Source organism: Companilactobacillus halodurans, from assembly GCF_009600995.1.
GTDB classification, from domain to species: Bacteria; Bacillota; Bacilli; order Lactobacillales; family Lactobacillaceae; genus Companilactobacillus; species Companilactobacillus halodurans.
The window spans coordinates 25,626-50,722 of record NZ_VDFO01000012.1; the positions used below are offsets into that span (position 1 = coordinate 25,626).

The window sequence follows — 25,097 nt, forward strand, 5'->3', positions numbered from 1 at the left end:
CACAGTTCTTACAAATATATTGAGTATCAAATGATACTCAATACCGTCCTTGACTGAAACATTACTCATATTATTGTCTTTATATCGAGTGCACATAGTATAGAATTGTCTTGAGACATTATTGTTTTCTCCATGTTTGATTGGGTTTAGTCGCTTAAATCTTAACATGGGAACAGTGATGTTCTTTTTTTATTTTCTAGAGATTAAAAAACTGGTATTGATTATTCATCAATACCAGAAAGTTAATAATTAAATATTATTTATACTTCATTTCAAAGAATCAGGTAGCGTCAAGAATCTTGTGTAAATGAAATGCCTTCGTACATATAATATGTATCTAACTTAAATAAATGATGCTTCCAAGGTGTCCTGGAGTCCTTTGAACCCTCGGTGGATCCGCTTCAGAGACTTCTCGTTATAAACATTAAACTGAGAAACCAGGAAGCGATCCAGTGAATCTTCCGTTGGAAATTGTTCTTTGTGGTGGGTGGTGCGCTTGAGATGCTTATTAAAGTTCTCAATCAGGTTAGTGGAGTATAGTGATTGCCGGATAGCTGGTGGAAAGTCCATGAAAGTGAGTAAATTCGGCATTTTAAGCAGATCTTTGATTAATTTGGGATAGGTCTGATGCCAGTTGTTGGCGAACTCATTCAGTTTCAGTTCGGCTGCTTCACGGTTGGCGGCCCGATGAACTTGTTTAAAGTCACTGATCACGGCCTTGCGGTCTTTTACGCGAACTTTGTTCATCAGATTCCGCCCAACATGAACCAGGCAACGTTGTCGTTTGGCTTTAGGGAAATGCCGATTCAAGCCTTCATCCAAACCAACTAACCCATCGGCCACAAACAACAGCACATCTTTAACGCCCTGCTTGATCAAGGTTCCCAGCAGTTCAGTCCAGATTCCAGTCGATTCCGTTGGCGCCACTTGGTAGTTCAGCACTTCTTTCGTACCATCTGGACGAATGCCAATCGCAATATGAACGGCTTCTTTTTGAACGGTATCCCGCTTTAACTGCAAGTAAGTGGCATCTAAGAAGATGGCCACATATTGTGAAGCCAGTCGACGTTGCTGGAAAGCTTGAACCTGTTCATTGACGGCTTTAGTCATGTTGGAAACCGTGGCTTTGGAGTAGTGAGCACCGTACATTTTCTCAATGAGTTCGGCAATTTCAGCAGTGGTAATTCCCTTGGTATACAACTGAATGACCGTTGTTTCTAAATTATCACTGTGCCGACCGTAGGCTGGCAAGGTATGATTTTCAAACCGGCCATTGCGATCTCGAGGAATGGTTAAGTTAAGTTGGCCGTACTTCGTATCAAACGAGCGCTCATAACTGCCGTTGCGGTTATTACCAGTGTTAATCCCAGCGTATGAGTAGCGTTCGTAACCCAAAAACTCTGCCAATTCGGTTTGAAGCAGCTGGTTAATCGCAATTTCGAGGTGGTGACGAAAAACTTCGTCCAAATCTTGCTTTTGGGCTAGTGCAGCGATAATTTCTGTGGTAAGTTCATTCATGGGGAATGCCTCCTGTGATGTTTTCTGTGGTTACTAATTATCATAAGGGAAGGCATTCCCTATTTCTATACAATTCAGAAATCTTTTATGCATTTATACAAGATATTTTACGCTCTCAGAAGTATCAGAACAATAATAAAAAAATTGCTCTAATTTATAAAATTTAGCTTTTACAAAAAAATATGCTTGAAACCGTTTACAGATGTTTGGAAGTGTTATATACTTATTTGTGTTGAAAGATGAATAGCTAGTAAATTGTTACTATTAAATTAGGCGAGATTGCTAGACACTGAATGATGTACGACTATACGAAAAACTATAGTCGTGTGCGTCTGTGGTGTCTGTAATCTTGCCTTTTTGCGTTTAGTGAGGGGGAAAAGTTGATGGTTGAGATTGCTCAAATCTTTAATAATAACAGTGCTTTGGTAAACCTAGGAAATCAGAAGCAAGCAATTGTTAAAGGTAAGGGAATCGCTTTCAATAAGAGTAAAGGATCAAATTTAGATACAAATAAGATTGAAAAATTATTTTATTTGAACACTAAAGGTTCACAAGAAAATTTGTTCTTTCTGATGAAGGATATACCAATAGATGTGGTAACGACTACTTATGAAATTATTGATTATGCTAAACAAAAGTTTAACTATGATGTTTTGGATTTTGTTTATATCACTTTAAGTGACCACATCTTTGGATCATATCAAAGATTTCTATCAGATACGTACCATGAAAGCTTGGTTCCTGATATGAGCAATCAATATACAACTGAATATTTAATTGCAAGTCATGGTTTAGATGTAATTAATAACAATTTGGAGATAACTCTTCCTGAGTCCGAAATTAAAAGTATTGCTTTACATTTTATTAATGCACGCGGTGAGGAAAAACGGGCCAATCATCTTAAGAAGAATGGAATGATGAACATTAATAAGATTGTTAAGAGGGTTCTAACTGAAAACAATATTTTTCGGAAAGAGGAAAATGGCAATTATTATGATCGTTTCATGATACATTTACAATATTTAACTGGCCGACTAGATGACCAAAATGAAGATAATGAAGAGTTTAATCAGAAATTGGAAGATGAGATGAAAACGTCATATCCACGATCTTTTAAGATTGCTGATGAGATTTATGATCAACTTCAAAACAAACTTGCTAAAAAATTAAGTGGCAGTGAACTACTCTATTTCATAATTCACATTCAACGATTAACTAAGGAAAAAACTATAAAGTAAGAGGTAAATTATTATGGCAGTTACAAAAGAAGATATTTCAATGACAGGATTCACAATTGTTGCTTATGCAGGAGATGCTAAGACAGCATTACTTAAAGCTTTGGATAATGCCCGTGAAGGTAAGATTGAAGAAGCTAAAAAATTAGTTGAAGAAGCAAAACAGTCGATTAATGACGCTCACAATGAGCAAACAAAGTTACTAGCTGATGAAGCTGGTGGCATGGATATGGACGTTACATTTATTATGGTCCACGGTCAAGATACTTTAATGACAACTATGATGTTGATGGATCAATGCAAATTCTTTATTGATGAATATGAACGCATCAACAAAATTGAAGAAAAATTAGACATGAAGAACTAATTAATTGAGAAATTATTATTTAAAATAGTATTCAAAAAAACTAACTCTGGGGGGTAAAGTACTTATGAATACGATCGTTAAACAAATCGAAAAAGCACAACCGTTCTTTAAGAAACTCTCAGCCAACATTTATTTACAAGCCGTTCGTGATGGTTTCATTTCACTAATGCCAATCATCATTTTCTCGTCATTGTTCATTCTTGTTTCGGCTGTTCCTAATATTTGGGGCTTTTACTGGCCAACAAATGTTAATGATGGATTAATGAAGATATACAACTACTCAATGGGTGTTCTATCATTGATGGCTGCAGCTAATGTTGCCAGAGCACTTACAAAGAGTTTGAACTTACGCTTGCCAAAGATTAACCAAATTCCACCAGCATCCGTAATGTTTGCTTCACAGATTGCCTTTCTACTAGTTGCTGTAGATCCATTTACAAATAAAGTAGGTCTATTCTTCACAGAAGGATACATGGGTACTAAAGGTTTACTAGCAGCATTCTTAGTAGGTTTCATCGTTCCAAATTTATACTATGTATGTTTCAAGAATCACATTACTATTAAAATGCCTGATCAAGTACCACAGAATATTTCTTCAGCTTTTGCTAATATCATTCCATTCGCATTATCAACATCATTCTTTGGATTGTTTGATATTTTCTTCAGAATGGCAACTGGTACTAACTTGGCTGCTTGGATCATTCAAGTATTAGCTCCATTGTTCACAGCTGCCGATGGTTATGTCGGATTAGCTATTATCTATGGTGCCATGGCCTTCTTCTGGTTCATTGGTATCCAAGGTCCATCAATTGTTGAACCTGCTGTTGAAGCCATTTATCTAACAAATGTTGATGCCAACATGAAGATTGTTCAGGCTGGTGGTCACGCTACACATATCTTGTCACAAGGTACACAATTCTTTGTTGCTACATTAGGTGGTACTGGTGCTACATTAGTTATCACGTATATGTTTGCTCTTTGGGCAAAGTCAAAAGAATTGAAAGCCGTTGGACGTGCTTCCGCAATTCCTGTTTCATTTGGTGTTAATGAACCAATCTTGTTCGGTGCTCCACTTATTTTGAATCCTGTCTTCTTTATTCCATTTATTGCTACACCTATTTTGAACGTTTGGTTATTCAAGATATTCGTTGATTACTTAGGAATGAATGGATTCGTCTTCAACTTGCCATGGACAACTCCTGGTCCTATTGGATTGATCATGGGTGTTAGATTCTCAATCCAAGCTGTAATTTTAGCCGTTGCCTTAATTGTAATGGATGGTGTAGTTTACTACCCATTCTTCAAAGCATATGATATGCAAAAGGTTGCAGAAGAAGCTGAAGAGGATAAGGCTGCTGCCGAAAATCCTGATTCAGATGCAAATGTAGCTACAGACGCTGTTGTTGCAACAGCTGCTGGTGATATTCCTCTAGGCTTAACTAAAGATAAAAAAGCGTTAAACATTCTAGTCATTTGTGCTGGTGGTGGTACTTCCGGTATCCTTGCTAACGCTTTGAATAAGATGGCTAAAGAAAAAGATTTACCTGTTGAAGCTGCTGCTGCCGCTTACGGTGCTCACAGTGATTTATTACCTGATATGGATGTTACAGTACTTGCTCCACAAATGGATGCTATGAAGGATTCATTGAAACAAGAAGCTGATCATAGTGATGTTAAGATGATCACTACAACTGGTAAACAATATATTGATCTAACAAGACATGCTGATAAAGCATTGAAGTTTATTGTTGATAAGTTACAGAATGACGACGATAAAAGTGAAGGAGATACAAAATGACATTAATTAATCGTGTAAAATCGTTACCAAAGGGCTTTGTACTTGGTGGTGCTACTGCAGCATATCAAGTTGAAGGTAATACTAAAGTTGATGGTAAAGGTAAGACAATGTGGGACGATTATTTGAAGAAACAAGGTCGTTTCAGTCCTGATCCTGCCTGTGATTTTTACAATCGTTACCCAGAAGATTTGGCTTTATCAAAGAAATATGGCTTGAATGCAATTCGTGTTTCAATTGCCTGGACAAGAATATTTCCGAATGGAACTGGTGAACCAAATCAAAAGGGTGTTGAATACTATCATCGACTATTTAAACAATGTTTAGATGATGGAGTTGAACCATATGTCACTTTGCATCATTTTGATACTCCTAAGACCTTATTTGACCAAGGAGATTGGTTAAATCGTAAGCAAATTGATTATTTTGTTGATTATGCCAAGTTCTGCTTTAAGGAATTCCCTGAAGTTAAGAACTGGTTCACAATTAATGAATTAATTTCATTGGCCCAATCACAATATATCGGTGGTAACTTCCCACCAAATCATCACTTTGATGTTTCAAGTGCTATTCAAGCTGAACATAATGAACTATTAGCACATGCTCGTGTAGTTAACTTATTTAAAGAAATGGGATGCAAAGGTAGGATCGGTTTAATTCACGTGATTGAACCAGTTTATCCAATTACAAATACACCAGAAAACCGTCACGCTGCTGCGTTACAGGATGCTTTTATTAATAGATTCTTACTTGATGGAACATTTTTAGGCGAATATAGTGATGAGACGATGGCCTTAATTAATGAAATTCTTGATAAGAACGATGCTCATCTTGAAATTAAAGATGGGGATATGGACATCTTAAAGAAAGCAAGTACTCAAAATGATTTCTTCGGATTAAATTATTATCAAAATCAATATGTAAAAGCTTATGATGGCGAAAGTGGAAATACTTTTAACGGTACTGGTGATAAAGGTACAAGTTCATTTAGATTCCACGGAGTTTGTGAGACTGTAAAGAATCCTGATATTCCAACAACAGATTGGGATTGGAATATTTACCCAGAAGGTTTGTACGATGTTTTGACACGTATTCATAAAGAGTATAAGAATTGTAAAACAATTTATATTACTGAAAATGGTATTGGTATGAAGGAACAGGTTCCCGAGAATGTAACTGATGATTATGTCTACGATGATCCAAAACGAATCGACTATGTTGATCAACATCTTCAAGCTTTGTTGAAGGCTCGTTCTGAAGGTGTCGATGTAAATGGTTACTTCATTTGGTCATTGCAAGATCAATTTTCTTGGTCAAATGGATATAATAAGCGCTATGGTCTATTTTATGTAGACTTTGACAACCAAAAACGTTATGTCAAAAAGAGTGCACTATGGTTTAAAGAATTATCAGATACAATGAAGTAAAGCCCAGTTCACCCCTTGAATTGAAATATTTTAGTATTTGATTTATATACCATAATGATTGGTTTGTTGTTGATTTAAAACAGGGATCTGCAATGAAACTTACTTTGATAGAGGTATAGGTTGCCAATATTAGATAGCTGTTTTCTATCTTACCTAGGTATTGGTAATTGTAGAAAAATCGTTGAAAATAGTTAAAAGAGCTTTGAGGTTTTGTTTAAATCTCAAAGCTCTTTTTTGGAAAAATATATATAATATAATTGGATTGCGAGGAGATAATTATGGATTGTAAGTTAATAGCACTAGACATGGATGACACTTTATTAACCTCAGAGAAGGTTGTTTCTGAACAGAATAAACAAGCAATCAACGCAGCTCTAGAGAAGGGAATTAAGGTGGTTTTATGTTCAGGTAGAACTCATAACGCCGTTATAAAATATGTGAAAGGCCTTGGTATCAAAGGATCAAATCAATATATGATTACTAACGGTGGTGCCATTATTGAAAATCTAAGTGGCAAAATAGTATTCCAAGAATTAATGAGTAATGAGTTTTATCGTGAATTCGTTAAGTTTATCGAAGACAATCAATTACATTATAATGTTGTAGATAAGGATGGTAATACTTATACAAGTGGTAAAGAGTGGCTTGATAAATATACTATTATGCAGGCTTATGAAAATGAAAACGGACTTTATCTTAAAGAACCAGATCAGTTACCAAATGATTTTCAAATAGTAAAGGCAATTATCAACGGTGAAAAGAGTGAATTGGATGGAATAAGCGATAAAGTTCATCAACGATTTGATAAAAATTATTTTGTAGTTAGAACTGGTGTGGGCTTCCTAGAAGTATTCCCTCAGAATGTCAACAAAGGTGTGGCTTTGGAAGCTTTGTGTAATAAATTAAATATCAATCTCAATCAAGTGATGGCCATGGGGGATCGTGATAACGATATTCCAATGCTGAAAAAAGTTGGTAAAGGTATTGCCATGGAGAATGCTCAGCCGGGTGTTAAAGAGGTTGCAGACTTTGTGACAGCTGATAATAATCATAGTGGTGTAGCTCTTGCAATTAAGAAATTTTCTTTATAAAGGTGGAAATGATGCCAATTATTAGCATGCGCTTTCATTTTTTTTAGTAATTTAACGTCAAAGCAAGTTAAGTCATTTATAATTAATTATATGAGGAGGAATTATGCAATTAATTATAAAGCAGATTTTTAATAATAATACCGCTATTGTTGATCTTGGGGATAACCAGCAAGCTATAGTTAAAGGAAAAGGAATTGGATTTAATAAATCTAAAAATTCTGAATTAGATAGTTCAAAAATTGAAAAGATTTTTTATTTAGATTCGGCCGATTCTCAAAAGAACCTTTACTTTCTCTTAAAAGATATTCCTATTAATATTGTAACTACCACTTATGAAATTGTTGATTACGCCAAAAAGAAGTTTGGTTATCAAACTTTGGACTACATTTATATAACTTTGAGTGACCATATCTATGGTGCATATAAACGTTATGTCGATGGAACTTATAAACCAAGTCAAATACCGGATATGAGTGATAAATATATTGATGAATATTTGATTGCTAGTAAGGGATTAAATATTATTAATAGTAATTTAAATATTAAGTTACCGGAATCTGAAATAAAAAATATTGCACTACATTTTATAAATGCTGAGGGTCAGGATGGTAAGCAATTAAAGGAAGACGATGGGAAAATTGATTTTCATAAGTTAATCAATGATATTTTAATAAGAAATAATATTTTTCGTACTAAAAGCAATAGCAGTCACTACGATAGATTTATGATACACATGCAGTATTTATCACAACGTCTTAATAATATGGCTCAAGATACAGAATTTGATGAAAAAATCGAAAAAGAAGTAGAGAGAAATTATCCAGGATCAACAGATATTGCTAAACAAATTTCTAGAGCAATCAAGATTGAAATGGGGATATCTCTAAGTAGTAAAGAGCTATTGTATTTTATCATTCATATACAAAGAATTACACAAGAAGATGGCCTAAATCAGAATCCAGTTTTTATATTATAAGAGAAGAAGTAAGTGAACTTCAAAATAAGAAACAGAGAGAATCTTTTATGATAGAAATCTTTATTATATCGATTTTACTGTTTTACATAATTCACCAAGTAGAAGAGTTTACATCTTCGATTTTCATAGTAGAGATTATAAAGAATATAGTTCAACTCTTGCCCTTAATTATATTTTTATAACTTTATAAAGTTATAAAGGCTCTATCCTTCTCATAAATAAAATAGAAGTATGATTCAACAACTTAATATCTGATAACTTGACAGTATTTAACCAAAAAGCCAACAGGTCCTCATTATCCGGCTTATCTTGAATAGATTCGTAGTGATTATAATATGCTTCAGCAAAATAATTTTGGAAAGATCTAAATATGTAGGCCGATCTATTCTCCGGTCTGGCCTTTTTACTTTTTAGCGTCTTCATGACAATTCTCTTTATTTCGTTAACTATTGTCGTTTATATAAACTCGTTTTTCTCAAAAGTTGTGGTCAAAACAGGGTCGTCTAATCCACACCCTTGACCAGTTTAAACATTGATTTCTTTGTGTTTAAAAAAGGAATTTTCTAATCTTCCCTTTTCGACCTTTTTATTTTATCTTGCATTAAGTAATCATCAGTTTTCAGATTTATGTCATCCTCCCACAAAGCGTTAAATGTTATATGTTAAATATATTTAACACTTTGTGGGAGACAATTAACAAACGAGACTTGTCTGATTCTCAATAGAGCCGTACATTTTTAATAAGTCAAAGCATTCTTGGAAGAAGTTTTTAAACGATGTAAACATAACTTTATCCATTGATTCTTGATCATGATACTTTTTACCAACATACAAAATAATTCTAGAAACTTCACGATTGATTCGGTCTTTAATAAATTCATTATTTTCAAACATTGTTGCCGTTCTTGCTAGAGGTTCCTTACGATAATTCAGATCTCGATAAACTTTCTTCTTAGCGTTCATAATCAATTTAGCATAGTTAGTCAGTTTTTTAGCACTTCCGTAAGAAAGACTAACCAAAGTGTCTATTAGGTTTTGAGGCATTCCATATGATAAAAGAGTGCTTTCTTCGGCAGCTATTTCGACATTGTCGATATTTTCGTTAATTTTAGAATTATTAGTATTATTAGAACGTAATTTCAAGTGATTGAAGTTCAAGTAATTAAGTAGACTATTTGTCTTGTTCGAAGAAGACTTTTTGTCCGCAGGTGTTGTATCAGCGCTTTCTACTTGTTGAGGAGCATCTGTTGCAACGTCTTTTTTGGAATGACCTAAGAACTTTTCTTTAACAGCATCAGGCAAAGATGGAAATAATTTGTAAGTTCCGTTAAAGCATTTCTTTCTGAAGATTAATCCTGCTTCAACTAGTTTGTCCATGATTCTTGAGATAGTTTTAGTTGATTGATTGATCAACTCTGCCAAATCGGAATAAGTGTATACAACGTAGTATCGATTTTCTTTACGATCGAAGAAGTCTTCTCCATTTTGGACACTTAAGCCAAGTCGATTATAAATAGCTGAGAAAACTTGAGTTGGATTTCCATTAAGAGATTTGTCTCCTAAATCAATCAATGCAATGTATCCCTTCGGTTCAACAAAATCTTGTTTAGCCCTCTTCATCGCTTCTTGTAGTGTTTTATCGTTAGACATATTATTGTCATCCTTCCATGTTTTTTCATAGAAAGAAAAAAGACTGATGAGCAAATATCCCCACCAGTCTTTTAACGATTAAATAATTGATTTATCTCTGCCTACAATCTATAATAAGAATTAAAGCAGAGCGTTAAAAGTAGTGAGTATGTGTGGAATACTCATTGCCGAATCCTTAATCGCGGGTAACAATTAAGGATTCAACGCTTTTTTCTTTTATATATATAGTCGTACTTTTAAAAAGTGCGACTCTTTTTTTCTGTCTTAAATATATATTCTGTGAAGCATAAAATCAACAAAAACCTTGATATATCAACAACTCATACATTTAACATTTAACATTTAACATTTAACATTATATATATAACATAATGTTAAATGTTATGTGTGAAATGTATTTAACATTATGTAAAAGGCTTAACAGAGAGAATCTTTGATACGATAGCTTTCTTGAAAAATATTGATATAAAAATATCGGTAGTTTAGCCTAGAACAAAGTGTTAAATGTTATATGTTAAATACATTTAACACTGCTTATACATTGAACCATAAGTATTATTAACACTTATGCAGAGGTGTGTTAATATTGAAGTATAAAATTATTGGGGGAGCTTTTATGACTGCGAAAGTATTATCTTTTTTGAACTTTAAGGGTGGCGTTGGAAAAACAAGTACTACAGCTTTAACAAGTTATAACCTGGCCAAATTAGGTTATAAGGTTTTGGCAATTGATTTTGATCCTCAGGCTAACTTAACATCTTTATTTTTAAAGACTAAAAGTATCAAAACAAATGATGAAATCATTACAATTGAAACTTCACTTATGACAGCTGTGAATGATGATCTTGACTTGAAGGATATTGCAATTTCAATCGATGAGAATTTATCATTGATTCCTAACGCAGTGGACTTCAGTATGTATAACCGATACTTGGATAAGAATATTAAAACTGAGCAGGATAAAGTAGATTTCTTTAAAAATAAGATTGAATCTTTGAAGAAAGATTATGACTTTATTTTTATTGATGTTCCACCAACAATTTCGTTGCCAAATGACACTGCATTTAATGCTTGTGATCAGATCATCGTCGTTTTACAAACACAAGAAAGATCATTGTCAGGTGCAGAAGTGTTAATTGATTATCTACAAAAAACATTGATTGATGATTTTAATTCTGATGTTGATGTCATGGGTATCTTACCTGTTTTGTCAAAACGTAATGCGGCAGTTGATGAAGAAATTTTAAATTCAGCCGAATCTGAATTTGGTAAAGATAATATTTTCCAGCATAAAATTATGATCATGGAAAGAATCAAACGTATGGATATGACCGGTATTACCGATAATAAAAAAGACGTTTGGGACAAAAAGGTACATGCAGCATTTACGGGTGTGGCTAAAGAAATAATCGAAAGGTTAGGTGAATAGTCATGGGGATGCTGAGACACGATGACAAAAAAATTTCAAAACCAAAGAAATCTACGCTTGAGCGTGGCACCAAGGTTGTCGTTGAGAACCAAGTAAAGAGAAAAGATGTCGTTGACATGCCAGATTCTGGTGTTACTTTCCCAGTAAATGTTCGAGTGGATAATCATATTAGAAACAAAATATCGGCTCTGTTGAACCTGGGTATGGCGAAATCTCAAAAAGAATTAGTCAAACAGTTGGTTGAGAATGAAATAGACAGATTGCCGGAAAGTGATAAGAGTAGATTTGATAGGATGTTTGAAATTTTGGAAGAAAAAGATAATATGAAGAACTAAATGTTAATAACATTATATATTTAACATTTAACACTTTGTTGAAAGACAACTTAAACCTTCAACATATAAAAAAAGACGTTACTCATTAACGTCTTTGGAATGGCCCCTTTAGTGGCTGTACGATAAATAGAGTTGATGGCAAAATGCCTATCAACTCTATTTATCGTACAGCCCGAGCGGAAGTTCAAAAAATGGACTTAATCTATATAGAGAACCTAAAGAAAGAGACAAAAACAGATACAATATAGATACTCAAAAGTTGGACTTTTCCACAGCCCATTTCTCACCAGCAGAAATTCAAAAGCAAAACCAGGATTTGGTGAACCATGCTAATGACTTCTTAACTGATGAAGACAGTGGCTTACCGGTTTTCTTAGAACCAGAAGCCGTGCAATTACTTAGCTTCTGGTGCCGAACTCCGCAACAAATGCGGCGCTTTATTGGCATTATCTTAAACGCCAAATATGCTGTTGAAAAAGAACATAAGGATTTAGGCGTATGGATTCTATTAGATGACCCTGATTTAAAAAAAATGATGACCAAAACATTAAGACGCTATTTTAATGCCCTAAGAAGCGATGAGAAACATATCAAGAATGTTGAGAACTACCTGTACGGCACCATGCAAAACCTATTTGGTGTTTGGTGGAACCAACAAGCAGCTAGAAAATATGCGGCCAAACACCCTAAAGAACAAAATATTGATAACGAGCGTTCTTGAAATTAAACGTCATATTAGCTCGTTTAAGCCGTTTTAAGTGCTACATGCATAATTATTAAAATCGCTTTAAAATCGCTTAAAAGCAAAAATAGGTACCTTTAGTGGCTAAATTGGCGATGACTGAACTAAGGGAATGTGAAAGGAGCTTTTTAAATGACCAAATCCAGCAAAGAAGTCGAAACAATTGATCAATTGTTGGCTGACCCATGGGCAGTCGATATTCAAGACATTTGGGAGCAAGCAGCTCATAATCCAGATCCTGATAAACGCAAGCTGTTTGACGCGTTACACACTTACCTCTTAGATAAGCGCCAAGAGCAAATTATCAACGAAAAGCATTTTGTGATTTAACATGGACAGGTCAAATAATCAGTGACTGAAATAAAAAGGAGGCACAAAATATGGCTAAAACTCGAACATATATGGACAAGTATAAATTCACAGCTGCAGAAAACCAACGGTTTGCCCGAGCAAACTTTACCAAGTTAGTGCATACTAACGCTCGTTTTGAAGGCGTTAATACCACTTTGCCACAAACACAAACTATTATGGACGGTATGAGCGTAGCAGGAGTACCTGTTGAAGATGTTTTGACGATTGTTAATTTAAAGCGTGGGTGGCAATATATCACTGCTCAAAATTCCACTTTAACGTTAACCATGGAAAAACAAATCAACAAGATTGTGGCAGCGGAAGACGCCTTAGTACCGGGAGAATTACGGCAAGGGAAAGGAGGAGTTGATTTAGGTAGTGAAGACTTTTTTGAACCACCTTTAATTAACGAAAAACAAGAACAATCCTTTTTACAAAAAATCTTGGCTGATCCACGAACGACGATTACTGATAAAGCATTGACTGTCATGTATCATAATATGCGCCAACAAATCTTTTGGGACGGGAACAAAAGGACGGCGACTTTAAGTGCTAATAAAATTATGATTGACGGTGGTGCAGGCTTAATCAATGTGCCGTTAGATAAGTGGGATCAATGGAACGAACTAATTGCCAATTATTATCAGACTAATGACATGACTAAAATTAAACAGTGGACATATGATAATGGTATTCAAGGATTACAAATTCGAGCAAACAAAAAAATTAAGTGCTAATGAATTAAACCAGATGTACAAGCAACTAAAAAAAACGGATAAATTAGAACTTAAATTAGTTGAAGACGAGATTAGTAAAAGAACCCAAAACCATCTCAAAGACTTTGCTAAAAACAATCTAGAAGTTAAGCCAAAAAATAATCCTGAAAATAAAAACGATCGGCCTAGTTATTAGGTTGATCGTTTTTGAGTTTATTTGGTTTATGGACATTAACGTAATCGGCAAATATTTTTAAAAGCTCTTCGGTTTGTTCAACCGAGAGATTATCAGCTTGAAAGTATTTTTCTAGCAAAGCCCCTTTTTGAATTAATCGGCGAGAACGGGCTTTGCGGGCTTGCCGATTTTCGTAGTATTTAGATTGCCGTAATTTAAAATCTTCTCGCTCAATTTTTTGTTTTAAACGCGCTTGTTGCTCAACTAGTTTTTCATATTGATTAGGCATAGTCATTACCACCTAACTATTATCGGTTATTTTGAGCTTGATTTAAAAAGGCGGCAACTTTTTTAGCAATCATTTTAATCTGTGGAGTAGTAAGTGTCCCATAATCCAAATTGGCTGATCTAATGATTTGCTTACCGAGATTTTGTTCAATTTTATTTTTTTCAGCTTTAATCTTTTGATTAAGCTGTTTTAATTTAGCTTCTTGTTTTTCTAAGTTACTTTGAGACATAATGATTCCTCCAATCATATTAAAAATAATCACCGACACTATATCATACAGAGAACGTTAAATCAAAGGATAGAAGTTGAAATAGCAAAGCGGAATGCATACACTATAAGTAAATTTATGGGAATCAGTAGGACGAGTGAAATGAGGTCAATGCGCACTTACACATAGAATAAATTCTATGTTGTGCTAACCCCCAAAAAAACTGTATTAGAAGTCGCCGATGTCGACAACAGAAGAAAACCCATAGAATCAAAGTAAAGAGGTGACTTACATGGCAATTTTTCATATGAGTTTTAGTAATATTAGTGCTGGAAAAGGACGAAGTGCGATTGCCAGTGCGGCTTATCGAAGTGGTGAAAAATTATTTGATGATAAAGAAGGTCGCCGATATTTCTATGCCCGATCGGTAATTCCAGAAAGCTTTATTTTAACCCCAAAAAATGCACCAGAATGGGCCAGTGATCGAGAAAAATTATGGAATGAAGTTGAAAAGAACGATCGTAAATCAAACTCACGGTATGCAAAAGAATTTAACGTGGCTTTACCGGTAGAATTAAGTGAATCCGAACAGAAAGAATTACTGACAAAATATGTGCAAGAAGATTTTGTCGATCAAGGTATGGTAGCTGACGTAGCAATTCATCGCGATCACCCAGACAATCCGCATGCACATGTGATGTTAACCAATCGCCCATTTAACCCCGATGGTAGTTGGGGATTAAAAGCAAAGACGCAGTACATTAAAGATGAAAATGGCAAGCAACTTTTAACCAAAAGCGGGTTTCCAAAACAAAGAAAAATTTGGTTGGTTGATTGGGATAAAAAGGAAAAAATTAATGAGTGGCGAAAAAATTGGGCGTTGAGTGTTAATCAGTTCTTAGCACAAAAAAATATTCCGGATCGGATTAGTGAAAAATCGTTTGTCGATCAAGGGATTCAAGAGACACCTACCCAACACGAAGGCATTAACAGCCAAAGAAAAAATCGAAAAGCATTTAATCAACAAGTTAGAGCGCAAAGAAACGCTCAAGCTAAATATCATAATCTTGACGAAAAGATAAGAAATCATGAACATTTTGACGCGTTAACTGACGAGCTATCGTTCTCTGAAAAACACACAATTAGTCATCTAAGTCAGCAATTGAAAACCTATGTCGATTTAGAACATTTAGACGATAAACAGCGCATGCTATTTAATTGGAAGAACAGCTTATTAATCAAACACGCGGTTGGTGAAGATGTAACTAAACAACTGCTGACTATTGACCAGCAAACGACATCACTAGCACAAGCTAACCAGTTGTTAAATAAAGTGGTGGAACGAGCAACGAAAAAGCTTTATCCGGAACTTAATTTTGAACAGACAACCGCAGCTGAACGACGGGAACTGATTAAAGAAACTAATAGTGAACAAACGATTTTCAAAGGCAGTGAATTAAACGAACGTTTAATGAATATTCGAAACGACTTATTAACCCAGCAATTATTGACGTTTACCAAGCGGCCATATACCAGCTGGCAGTTAGTTAATCAGCAGGCCCAAACAATTGAGAAGCAATTAACCACGGTACTAGCCAAACATGGTCACCAGTTAGACGATTTGAAGCATACTAATCGGGGCATGCTAGCCGCTTATCAACCTAACGAACTCGAATTCATTTCTAAAGCGGTGAAAAATTTACGGGTCATGCGGGAAGTTAAAGCCGTAGTGCAAACTCAATACAACAGCATTCTAACGACTGCTTTTCCGGACAGTGACATGGATAAGCTAGAGACGATTGATAAGGAGCAAATCTATACCGCTGTGGTTTACTATGACCCAGAATTAAAGCCATTAAGCGCCGAGGATCTTAGTCAATTACAACAGCAGCCACCGGTAGTCTTTACTAGTCAGCAACACCAAGCCGGTTTAAATTACCTGTTAGGTAAAATGGAATTAAAAGATATTCAGGATCATCGACTGCAACGGGTCTTAAAACATGATGGCACCCGGCAACTGTTTATCGGCGAATGTGGCCAAGATCCTAAGTTGGATCACAAACAAATTGAAATGGTGCAAGCCCTTTTGAAACAACAGACAACACGGTTTGATCAATATAAGCAAGACCAAATTAAGGACTATCAGGCTATTAATTATTACCCAACTAGCCCGAAAAACTACCTGACTAATATTTTGGACGAAGCCTTAATAACCATTTTATATGCGAAGAACACGGACTATCTAAGAAAGCAGCAACTACGTGGCTTAAAAGAGACCGAGTGGGAAATGACGAAAAAGCAACGGCAACACCAAACTCGAAACCGGCATGAAGATGGGGGCAGGCACTTGTAACCTAAATGTAAAAAAATAAATGGTGTAAGTTACACCTTTTGATGTTAAATTATGACTAAATTAAGAAAGGAGAACTTACATGTGACAGGCAATCAGGAATGGTACAGCGTAACGCAAGCTAATCACAAGCTGGGGCGTGGCCGAAATTATGTCAGCAACTGGATCAAACGACATCCAGAGTTTCCTGATCAATTTTTGCTTGGTTCAGGTACCAATAAATTAATATCTGATGAAGGGATAGAGTGGGTTAAAAATCACATAAAAAAAGAGGGCGTCCTCGTAAGCAGTGAAGTTGCTAACGAGGATCAGCACCTAGAAGTTACGATTCTGGGTGTCACCCTCCTAACAATCCATTTTACCGGGCGGGTTAGGGGAAAGCTAGTTGTTTAGCGACCCTAACGCGCTTTTTTTGAGGAGGTGATTTAATGAAAGTAGAAAGCTGGCAAGGCATTAATGGCAAGTTACTACATGATGACCAAAAGGCGATTGTGGTTGATGACGACCAAGCACTAACTGACCAGAAGCAGCTACAAGCGATATTAGATCAAGACGGTCAGCCAATCGATGAAGTTCGGCAAGCAATGATTAAGAAGACCGTTAAACGCCAGTTGAAGACTGAGCCGTTAAAGCTTAGTGGTTGGTTTAATCGCCACGAAGACAGTCAAAATGCTAAAAAGGCCGAAAAATTGGTAAGTGATAAACCGACTCATCAATATAAGCAGATCAAAAATGAAATGACCTTTTTTGGTGAGAGTTTCCTGGAAGGTTTCTTAGGTTTCTATGGCTTAGAAGTTGATAACGCCTTAGACCGTTACGAACATAATTTGCATGTCTTAGAGACCCAAGAACTAGGCCAGTCAGAAAAAGAGTATTACTTAGCCACGAGTGAAAACGGCCGCGTCAAATTAGCCACCGATCCATTACCAAGCCAGCAAATTGCCGAGGAACAAATGAACAAGTTCTATCAGCGTGAGCCAGAAGAAACGCAGGCAGAACAAATTCAATTAAGAACATCAGAAGACGATAGGAAGGAGGAATAACATGAAGTTCAGCAAAGTAAAAGCGTTAGCAACTACTGGAGCTACTGCGATTTATTTGGGCTTGATGAACGCCCAGGTTGTTTTGGCGGCGGACGGTGGCGAAGTTAAAAGCAAGCTAACCAGCGCTGGTAAGACGATCCAAGGTATTTTAACTGGCTTGGTCGTTTTAGTTGGGATTTGTGTCGCGCTATTTATTATTATCAAAAGAATGCCTGACGCAGACGATCCGCGAGAGAAATCAGAAGTTTATCACGCGGTTGGCCGGGTGGCTGGTTTAGTGGCCCTAGCGGCAGCGATTATCTGGCTATTACCTTGGGTTTACAGCCTATTCACTTAATTTAAAAAGGAGCCTGCCAAATGAAGAAAGGAAAAGAATTTATCTTCCCAGAGAACGTAGATAAAGATTACGGGATCTGGAAAGACTACACCTTGAAGGATTTTGGCTATGCGGCGCTGGCAGGACTAGTGGGCTTAATTTTTATTGCGATCCCACCCTATGGTCTGATCTTAGTCCTGATAAAAATAGTGATTGTTGTCTTAGCCATGACGATTGTCATGGCTATTTTAACAATTAGGCCAGTTGCGGCGCGGAAGAATATTAAAGTGCGGGATAACTTTAAGTTGAAACGCCGCTATGCCAATGGTCAGAAACTGTTTTATTTAAAACCGAAGAAGCGAGGTGAACTAAATGCGTTTGAAGAAGAGCAAAACCGCCAATAAATCAGCGAAGCTCGATTGGGATTACCAACCGCCTAAAATCAATGGTGGTAAAGAGACCATTGATGACATGAGTTTGGTGGTGGGTATGTATGGTAACTACGAAGTTACCAAAACCGGTAATCTCGTTGGCATTTTGGAAGTTAGTGGGATCAACCTTGATCTACTTAATGAAACCGAACAACAGGACGTCTTTGAGGACTATGGCGCTTTTCTCATGAGTACCTTAGGTGAAGGTGTTGATGACACATTACAGTTCTTAGAACCGACGATTCCCGTCAATATTACGGCTTATCTCAATGGTCTCAAACGGCGGTATCTCGCCTTACAAAAAGACCACCCGGAGCAACAGTTCAAAATCCAGCTCATAGCCAGTTACTTGGATCACTTTACTAAAGTCCAAGAATCCAAAAACATGACAACTAAGCAACATCTGCTAATCGTTAAGGTGCCAATTAAAGACAAAAGTGTTAAGAGCTTAAACCTAGCGGTCACTCATTTAGACGAAAAGATCGAACAGGTTAAACGGGATATTGAAAATGCGTTAACGGACTTTGATGTGACGGCCAAAGTTTTGACTAGTCAGGAAGTCCAAGAGATTTTAAAGAACTTAATCAATTTCAATGGATAGGAGGCAACAGTATGAGTTTTGGCGATAAGGTCATTGATTTGTTCATGCCAACCAAGAAAGAAAGTAGGCAAAATAGTGAACCAGCGGTTAATAAACAAAAACCGGAGGTTGAAGACTTTACCAAGCTGATTGATCGCGATAGCTTGCATTCACTATTCCCGTTTAGCTGGGAACAGTACCCCACCTACGTCCAGTCGGGCGAGAATTTTATTCGGGTGTTAGCGATTGCTGACTATCCCAAGCGGGTGTATGGCAACTGGTTGTCAGAATTGAAGCGCAAAAAAGGCGTTATCGATATTGTGCAATATATCGACAGCGCCAGTAACAATTCAATGATTACCTATTACAAGAAGACGATTCAAAATAAGGAAGCGCAGAAGTTAAATACGTTCGACCCGTATAAAAAGAAGATTCTGCAAAATTATATTGATTCAGCCAACATGCAACTAGATAAATACCTTGATAATTCTACCACATTTGTCTATCAACATATGTTGGTTTATCTGCGGGCTAACGGTTTAGCGGAATTAGATGACTTAACCGAGAACGTCAAGAATACGTTGATTAAACTACAAATGAAGCCCTTAGTGCCCGTTAAAGCAACCTTTCAAGCTTTCTGGTCAACCATGCCAATTAACGAGAACCTCATGGGGGATTACACCTATAAAGAAAGTAATACCGAAGTCGCCAGCAGCATGTTTCCCTTTGACGACGCGGAGATTTTGGACTTGAAGCCTAGATCTGATATTGAAGGGGTTAACAAAGATACCAACAGCTTAATTGCCGTAGATATGCTGGATCGCAACAAGACGCTAAATCAAAATCAAGTCATTATCGGCACCTCGGGGGTCGGCAAGACCACCTATATGATTCAGAAAATCTTACGCTACGCCATTCAAGACTATCAACTCTACATTATTGACCCAGAAAACGAATATACCAAGATTGTTGAAGCCCTGGGTGGCGCAGTCTTGCACCTAACCTCGAATGCTAAGTACAAAATTAACCCGCTCCAAATTTTCTCCGAAGAAATCCTAAGCGCCGATGAGGCGGTCACGAACCTTGATTTACTAGTTAAAGATAAAATCCAGCGATTAAAGGGATTCTTTGAAGTCCTTAAAACCGGGATTACCCAAGTTGAACTGGCAATCCTTGATGATGTCGTTAAACAAGCTTACGTCAACAGTGGTGTTTTGAAATACAGCCGCTTAAAAGAGATTAAAGACGATCAGTGGCCGACCTTATCCAATGTTTATGACGAGTTGGAGAAACTGGCTGATAAGGACGCAGATAAGTTCAGTCGGGTTAAAGACTTCTACTACATCTTAGGCAGCTATACCCATGGTTCTAACAGCCTATTTGACGGGCACACCAACGTTAACTTAAAAGGGAAAATCATTTCTTTTGATCTAAAACCACTACAAAGTGAACAGGAAGTCCAATCAGCGGCTTATCTGAATACCTTCCAGTATTTGTGGGACGAAATCACCAAAGATCGGCATAGCCGCAAGAAATTGTTTGTCGATGAATTTCACTTTTTAACCTTACACAAAGCGGCTGCCACCTTTTTCCATCAAGCATACAAGCGATTTAGAAAGTACAATGCTGGAGCGATTGCCGGAACGCAGCAAATCCAAGATGTGATTGAGGGAACAACTGATACAGGGCAAAATATTGGGGAAGCAATTATTGGTAACTCCTACACCAAAGTGTTCTTTGGTCTTGACGGTAAAGGCGTTGATGATGTGATTACCAAATTGCGTATGACGTTCTCGGATAAAGAAAAGAAGCTACTAGAACGTCGTAGACAAGGCGAAGCCCTGATGATCTATGGTAGCCAACGCGCCTTTATGCGTGTCGAGTTGACCGAAGAAGAACTACGACTAATCGACCCAGAAGCTTACCAAGAAAAATACAACCGTGAGACAGCCGGGCAACCGGACTATCAAAAGCGCGTGGCCTTAACACCTAGTGAGATTGACGCTTTAACTACCTCCGAGGAGGAAGGAGGGACTTTAAATGAGTAAACCAAACCAGTTATTGAATATCGAGGTTGGCACCTTCAAGCGACAGGGAAACAAGTTAATTCTCGAACTCAATCACAATCAGTTTCGATATGACCAGTTGAGTGAGCTAAACGAATTAAAACAAAATGATTCCAAGTTCTTGCAGTTAGTTAACGTGGTTGAGCAAGACCAGAAGGTTGTTTTAACTTATACCTTGCCGGATAAGGTCAGATCATTAAAGGAATTACCACATGAAAATAAAGCAATCCGGTCAGCGATTGCCAAGGAAATCATGACGCAAAAGGTGGTTAACGATAGCCAGTATCACGTTGCGTTGAACCCAGCTAACCTGTGGTATTACCCAATGCAACATGTTTGGTACGCCTACCGGGCCAATGAACTCATGCCTTATGATGACAAGCATAGCAATTTAGCCAAATACAAAGCACTGATTCTGTTTTGCTTGACGGGGACGCCCTATGAACGGCTACTAAGCAATCCCCAAGAAGCCTTGGCCAAACACCCGGATGACTATTTACAACAAGTAGCTAAAGCTACGTCGTTAAATGAGTTAACGGAAGTGGTTAATGGGATTGAGGACTTTGTGAGCTATCACGAATGGCAGGAAGTTGAAACCGCCCAGAAGAAAAACAAACAACGTTTATGGTTGAGCGTGGCCGGGGTGGCGATTGTGGCCATTTTGGCCGTCGGCTTAGTTCATAAAAGTGATGAACGGCAATATCAAAGCTTAGCTAACCAGAACCAAGCCCAGGTCACGCGATTAAAATATAGCGGTCAAATTCAGACCGCTTTAAATGATCAGAAGTGGTCAGAAGCGCAAAAAGATATGCAACGGGCCGGCTATCCTTCAGCTAAGCAAGTCAGTGTCTTTTTAAAACATCGTCAGTACCAGCAAGCCTTAAAGGTTGACCCAAGTCAGTTGAACAAGGTTGTTAATGCGGCTTATGCCAACCAAGATAGCAGTCAAGTGGCCGATTGGCAGTTACCAACTCAGGCAACGAGCAAACAAAAAGACCAGTTGAAGCTTGAAAAAGCGATTGTTAATTATGATACCAATACGCTTAATAACCAATTATCCTTTACGACGAACGCTGATGTGTTATTGAGAATAGGGCAAGCTTTCCTCGCCCATAATGATACGCAAGACGCCCAGACTGTCCAAACCAAGTTAGCCGGCGTGGACAGTCCTAAAGCTAAGTATTTAAAAGCCTTGTTAAGTCTCAATGCCGCTAAGAACGAAGTTAGCGATGCCCAAAAGAAGTTAGATGACGCCAACAAGATTGATGGCAGTAAAGATAAGGACAAAGACAAGAAGGTGGATTCGGCTAAGTCGGACTTAAAGAACGCGCAGAGTGACCAATCAGCAGCGCAAAAACAAGTCGATCAGGCCAAGCACAAAGTGGGTGATTAAATGCAGGTATTGTCATTTGAATATAAGAAAAAGAAGTGGAAATTGATTGCTTATATTGTGGGTGGCGCCCTTCTGCTAATCATCTTGCTAATTGCCGCGCTTACTGGTCAATTGCAAGAAAACAGTTGTGATAACTCAACCACTACAGAAACACAATTAGATAGTAAGAGCATGACGGAAAATGCCAAAAATATCTATGCGCACTGGAAACAGAAGTATGGTGCAACGCCACAAGCGGCCGCCGGTATCTTGGGCGTCTTACAACTAGAAAGTCGCCTTGATCCTAAGTCCGTCAATTCAAGCTCCGGGGCCACGGGCTTAGCCCAGTGGTTAGGTGGCCGAAAAGATAAGTTGGAGGACTTAGCCCACAAAGAAAACAAACCAGCGACCAATCTCGGGGTTCAGTTGGACTATCTCGATCAAGAATTGAACAGTAGTTACTATGCGTCAAACAAGCAGATCTTTAAATATACGGACGTGCACAAAGCGACGAAAGCCTGGTTAATGGATTATGAAGGCATGAGCAAGAACCCGGAACAATGGTATTTAAGCCAAAGATACGGTTATGCCGATCACTGGTATTCCGTGTTCGGGGCGAGTGATCCAGTGGCCGGTAATACGTTAGACAATGCGAGTTCCGGCGATCTGACCAATCTAGGTTGTGATAGTGACCCGAGCTATTCCGGCGGTAGTATCGTTAAAAACGCAGAAAGTATGAAAGGCGATTTCTACTATGTTCAAACCCACCCCAGCCCCAATTTAGGCAGTGATTTAAAGAATCCCAGCAAAACTGGTGGAACTGATTGTTCGGGCTTTGTCTGGTTAGCGCTTAATAAAGCTGGTTACAAGGTACCGGCCAACATGGGCTGGTTTACCGGCACGATGGCTAGTGACGCCAAAGGTAGCCATCAATACTTGAAACAAATCAGTGAAAATGACGCGAAAGCCGGCGATATTGTCATCGTCAATCAGGGTGTGGGAGCCGGAAACAACGGCCATACTGCCATTCTGCTAGGCAAATGGCAAGGCAAAGCCACCAAAATCATTGAACAAGGTGGCGTAGGCGACAAGGTTAACGAAAGCACCTTTGGCACCGCCTTTTATAGCTTACTAAGTGGTAGCGATGTAACGTTAGCTCGGCCAATCAAGAAGTAAGGAGGAACCAACAAATGAAGCGTAGCGTGGTTTTAAGTATTGCACTTGGTAGTTTGATCTTAATTATGTCATTAGGAACGAATGCCTATCAACATAGCCAAGTTAAGCAGGCGCAACAACAGATCAGTCGCTTACAACAGCAGAAGCGACAAGTTAGTCAGCAATTGACTAAAGCCAACCAACAAAAGCAGTTATTGAGCACCCAAATTGACAGTTATAAGACCTACCAAAATAATAAAGACAAAAGTCAGGCTGAACTTAGCTTTAATACGGTAGTCACCAAGTTCTTTAAGGTCATGAACAACTTTAAGCCCAAGACCTACGGACAGCGTAAAGATGGCGTGAAAGACTTGATTTCCGACAAGCTATATCAGCAATACTTTTCAAATAAGGGCACGTATGGTGATAGCAATAGTGTTTCAGCTAAGTTAAATCAACTGAACCTGTATACGCAAAGTAAGCAGGGGCAAAATATGAAAGGTTTGGCCGTTGTCAGTTACGAAAGTAAGAGTGGCGACAACGACTGGCAAAAGGCGACGGTACTTTATCAAGTGACTTTCGATACCACCACGGATCGAATCACCGCGGTACAAAATTTAGGTAGTAGTTTTAAAGCCAGTGACCTTAATTAAACGCGTTGATAAAGCCCTAGCGGTAATCGTGGTGGTTTTAGCCGTTAGCGGGTTTGCTGGTCATCAATATGTCAATCACGTAGAAAAGCAGCGATCAATCGTGACGCTGGCTAAGCATTCTGATAAAGTTCTGTTCTTTTACCGTGATGATTGCCCGGATTGCCAAGCTGTTTTCCATCAGATTTATTGGCATAATGTCATCAGTCACAACATCGTCTTGATTAACATGAATCAACCGCAGAATCGGCAATATATTCAAAAATATCAATTAACGTCAGTACCAACCTTGATCCATGGTAAGCAACGGTACACCGGCACCAACCAACAAAGAATTAAACGGATAGTAGGTGATTAGATGAAAGACAAATTATTAAACAGCGTTAAATCCAGTTGGCCGTACCTACTAACGCTAATCATTGGCTTATATTTGGCGGAGATTTTAGCCGGAGCAGTCATGGCCTTGTCCCGCTATAAACTAACTTTTGCGGATCATATGCCAACCGTATTAAAACAATTAGCCTTGCACCCCTGGCACTATTACAACTTGTATTTGGGTCAAAAGAACCCGGTATTAATTATCGTCAGTATCGCTGTGGTCCTGTACACCATTTATTTTGCTTTGAAACGCAATAGCAAGCACAAAGCGTGGGAGACTGCGGACACTGAAACCCACGGGAGTGCGACCTGGGGTGATCTAAAAGAATTAAGTGACCATTACTTTAGTATCAATGCCAAAGACCTCACCACAGCATTTAACAAGAGTACCAAGTCAGAAATTCTCAAATCATTAGTGGATCGAGAAAAGTCAGCGAAGGGGGCAGATTAAC

The 25,097-nt window shown here is 37.7% G+C and carries 25 protein-coding genes and 2 pseudogenes; 23 read left to right on the top strand and 4 right to left on the bottom strand.

Annotated features, from left to right (window positions below):
* Nucleotides 1–342: 342 nt before the first annotated feature.
* Complete coding sequence (locus FHL05_RS04395) at nucleotides 343–1,518, bottom strand: IS256 family transposase (protein ID WP_153522140.1); 1,176 nt, start codon at nucleotides 1,516–1,518, stop codon at nucleotides 343–345.
* A gap of 383 nt (nucleotides 1,519–1,901) precedes the next feature.
* Here FHL05_RS04395 and FHL05_RS04400 point away from each other — a divergent pair, with 383 nt between their 5' ends.
* The 6 genes from FHL05_RS04400 to FHL05_RS04425 all read left to right on the top strand — a co-directional run bounded on the left by FHL05_RS04400 (nucleotide 1,902) and on the right by FHL05_RS04425 (nucleotide 8,409).
* A complete protein-coding gene (locus FHL05_RS04400) occupies nucleotides 1,902–2,756 on the top strand; it encodes a PRD domain-containing protein (RefSeq protein WP_153522141.1) in 855 nt (284 codons plus the stop codon).
* Nucleotides 2,757–2,769: 13 nt separating this feature from the next.
* Nucleotides 2,770–3,120, top strand: a complete 351-nt coding sequence (locus FHL05_RS04405; protein ID WP_153522142.1) for a PTS lactose/cellobiose transporter subunit IIA — start codon at nucleotides 2,770–2,772, stop codon at nucleotides 3,118–3,120.
* A 64-nt stretch (nucleotides 3,121–3,184) separates the two neighbouring features.
* Nucleotides 3,185–4,918, top strand: coding sequence for a lactose/cellobiose PTS transporter subunit IIB (locus FHL05_RS04410; protein ID WP_153522143.1), 1,734 nt, complete (start codon nucleotides 3,185–3,187; stop codon nucleotides 4,916–4,918).
* Entirely contained in the window at nucleotides 4,915–6,342 is a 1,428-nt protein-coding gene (gene lacG, locus FHL05_RS04415) for a 6-phospho-beta-galactosidase (protein WP_153522144.1), read from the top strand. Before FHL05_RS04410 ends, lacG begins: the two co-directional genes overlap by 4 nt.
* Before the next feature lie 278 nt (nucleotides 6,343–6,620).
* On the top strand, nucleotides 6,621–7,433 hold the full coding sequence (locus FHL05_RS04420) for a Cof-type HAD-IIB family hydrolase (RefSeq protein ID WP_153522145.1): 813 nt from the start codon (nucleotides 6,621–6,623) through the stop codon (nucleotides 7,431–7,433).
* Nucleotides 7,434–7,536: 103 nt separating this feature from the next.
* On the top strand, nucleotides 7,537–8,409 hold the full coding sequence (locus FHL05_RS04425; protein WP_153522146.1) for a PRD domain-containing protein: 873 nt from the start codon (nucleotides 7,537–7,539) through the stop codon (nucleotides 8,407–8,409).
* A gap of 693 nt (nucleotides 8,410–9,102) precedes the next feature.
* Here the strand turns inward: FHL05_RS04425 and FHL05_RS04430 are convergent.
* Nucleotides 9,103–10,059: a winged helix-turn-helix domain-containing protein gene (locus FHL05_RS04430; RefSeq protein WP_153522147.1), complete on the bottom strand. Its 957-nt coding sequence runs from the start codon at nucleotides 10,057–10,059 to the stop codon at nucleotides 9,103–9,105.
* Nucleotides 10,060–10,675: 616 nt separating this feature from the next.
* On the opposite strand from FHL05_RS04430, the gene FHL05_RS04435 reads away from it, so the two are divergent.
* The 5 genes and pseudogenes from FHL05_RS04435 to FHL05_RS04455 all read left to right on the top strand — a co-directional run.
* Entirely contained in the window at nucleotides 10,676–11,488 is an 813-nt protein-coding gene (locus FHL05_RS04435) for a ParA family protein (protein ID WP_025085226.1), read from the top strand.
* Nucleotides 11,489–11,490: 2 nt separating this feature from the next.
* Complete coding sequence (locus FHL05_RS04440) at nucleotides 11,491–11,823, top strand: DUF5388 domain-containing protein (protein ID WP_051564175.1); 333 nt, start codon at nucleotides 11,491–11,493, stop codon at nucleotides 11,821–11,823.
* A 175-nt stretch (nucleotides 11,824–11,998) separates the two neighbouring features.
* Nucleotides 11,999–12,544 (top strand): annotated as a pseudogene (locus FHL05_RS04445) (replication initiator protein A); the annotation flags it as partial.
* A gap of 153 nt (nucleotides 12,545–12,697) precedes the next feature.
* Nucleotides 12,698–12,895 carry a hypothetical protein gene (locus tag FHL05_RS04450; RefSeq protein WP_057868195.1) on the top strand — a complete coding sequence of 66 codons (198 nt, stop codon included), beginning with the start codon at nucleotides 12,698–12,700 and terminating at the stop codon, nucleotides 12,893–12,895.
* Nucleotides 12,896–12,945: 50 nt separating this feature from the next.
* Nucleotides 12,946–13,687, top strand: a pseudogene (locus FHL05_RS04455) (Fic family protein); the annotation flags it as partial.
* 130 nt (nucleotides 13,688–13,817) lie between these two features.
* Here FHL05_RS04455 and FHL05_RS04460 read toward each other — a convergent pair.
* Together FHL05_RS04460 and FHL05_RS04465 are read right to left on the bottom strand one after the other, a co-directional pair.
* The gene (locus FHL05_RS04460; RefSeq protein WP_057881666.1) at nucleotides 13,818–14,096 is read right to left on the bottom strand and encodes a hypothetical protein; all 279 of its coding nucleotides are present in this window, start codon (nucleotides 14,094–14,096) and stop codon (nucleotides 13,818–13,820) included.
* A 19-nt stretch (nucleotides 14,097–14,115) separates the two neighbouring features.
* On the bottom strand, nucleotides 14,116–14,325 hold the full coding sequence (locus FHL05_RS04465) for a hypothetical protein (protein WP_021816943.1): 210 nt from the start codon (nucleotides 14,323–14,325) through the stop codon (nucleotides 14,116–14,118).
* Nucleotides 14,326–14,596: 271 nt separating this feature from the next.
* Between FHL05_RS04465 and mobQ the strand changes: the two genes are divergently transcribed.
* The 12 genes from mobQ to FHL05_RS04525 are packed head-to-tail and all read left to right on the top strand — an operon-like array spanning nucleotide 14,597 to nucleotide 25,096.
* Nucleotides 14,597–16,657, top strand: coding sequence for a MobQ family relaxase (gene mobQ / locus FHL05_RS04470; protein ID WP_153522149.1), 2,061 nt, complete (start codon nucleotides 14,597–14,599; stop codon nucleotides 16,655–16,657).
* Between the two features lie 51 nt (nucleotides 16,658–16,708).
* Complete coding sequence (locus FHL05_RS04475; protein ID WP_102196778.1) at nucleotides 16,709–17,047, top strand: hypothetical protein; 339 nt, start codon at nucleotides 16,709–16,711, stop codon at nucleotides 17,045–17,047.
* Between the two features lie 35 nt (nucleotides 17,048–17,082).
* Nucleotides 17,083–17,697, top strand: a complete 615-nt coding sequence (locus FHL05_RS04480) for a hypothetical protein (RefSeq protein WP_153522150.1) — start codon at nucleotides 17,083–17,085, stop codon at nucleotides 17,695–17,697.
* Nucleotide 17,698: 1 nt separating this feature from the next.
* Nucleotides 17,699–18,034: a CagC family type IV secretion system protein gene (locus FHL05_RS04485; RefSeq protein WP_024855764.1), complete on the top strand. Its 336-nt coding sequence runs from the start codon at nucleotides 17,699–17,701 to the stop codon at nucleotides 18,032–18,034.
* A gap of 20 nt (nucleotides 18,035–18,054) precedes the next feature.
* Entirely contained in the window at nucleotides 18,055–18,417 is a 363-nt protein-coding gene (locus FHL05_RS04490) for a hypothetical protein (protein WP_014216295.1), read from the top strand.
* Nucleotides 18,386–19,045 (top strand): TrsD/TraD family conjugative transfer protein, encoded by a 660-nt coding sequence (gene trsD / locus FHL05_RS04495; protein ID WP_153522151.1) that lies wholly within the window; start codon nucleotides 18,386–18,388, stop codon nucleotides 19,043–19,045. Before FHL05_RS04490 ends, trsD begins: the two co-directional genes overlap by 32 nt.
* An 11-nt stretch (nucleotides 19,046–19,056) precedes the next feature.
* The gene (locus tag FHL05_RS04500; RefSeq protein WP_153522152.1) at nucleotides 19,057–21,072 is read left to right on the top strand and encodes a VirB4 family type IV secretion system protein; all 2,016 of its coding nucleotides are present in this window, start codon (nucleotides 19,057–19,059) and stop codon (nucleotides 21,070–21,072) included.
* Nucleotides 21,065–22,483: a type VII secretion protein EssB/YukC gene (locus FHL05_RS04505; protein ID WP_153522153.1), complete on the top strand. Its 1,419-nt coding sequence runs from the start codon at nucleotides 21,065–21,067 to the stop codon at nucleotides 22,481–22,483. The genes FHL05_RS04500 and FHL05_RS04505 overlap by 8 nt, the downstream gene beginning before the upstream one ends.
* Nucleotides 22,484–23,638 carry a phage tail tip lysozyme gene (locus FHL05_RS04510; RefSeq protein WP_153522154.1) on the top strand — a complete coding sequence of 385 codons (1,155 nt, stop codon included), beginning with the start codon at nucleotides 22,484–22,486 and terminating at the stop codon, nucleotides 23,636–23,638.
* 14 nt (nucleotides 23,639–23,652) lie between these two features.
* Nucleotides 23,653–24,270 carry a hypothetical protein gene (locus FHL05_RS04515; protein WP_153522155.1) on the top strand — a complete coding sequence of 206 codons (618 nt, stop codon included), beginning with the start codon at nucleotides 23,653–23,655 and terminating at the stop codon, nucleotides 24,268–24,270.
* Entirely contained in the window at nucleotides 24,257–24,625 is a 369-nt protein-coding gene (locus FHL05_RS04520; RefSeq protein ID WP_162000208.1) for a thioredoxin domain-containing protein, read from the top strand. Before FHL05_RS04515 ends, FHL05_RS04520 begins: the two co-directional genes overlap by 14 nt.
* A complete protein-coding gene (locus tag FHL05_RS04525) occupies nucleotides 24,626–25,096 on the top strand; it encodes a conjugal transfer protein (RefSeq protein WP_153522156.1) in 471 nt (156 codons plus the stop codon).
* Nucleotide 25,097: the final 1 nt, after the last annotated feature.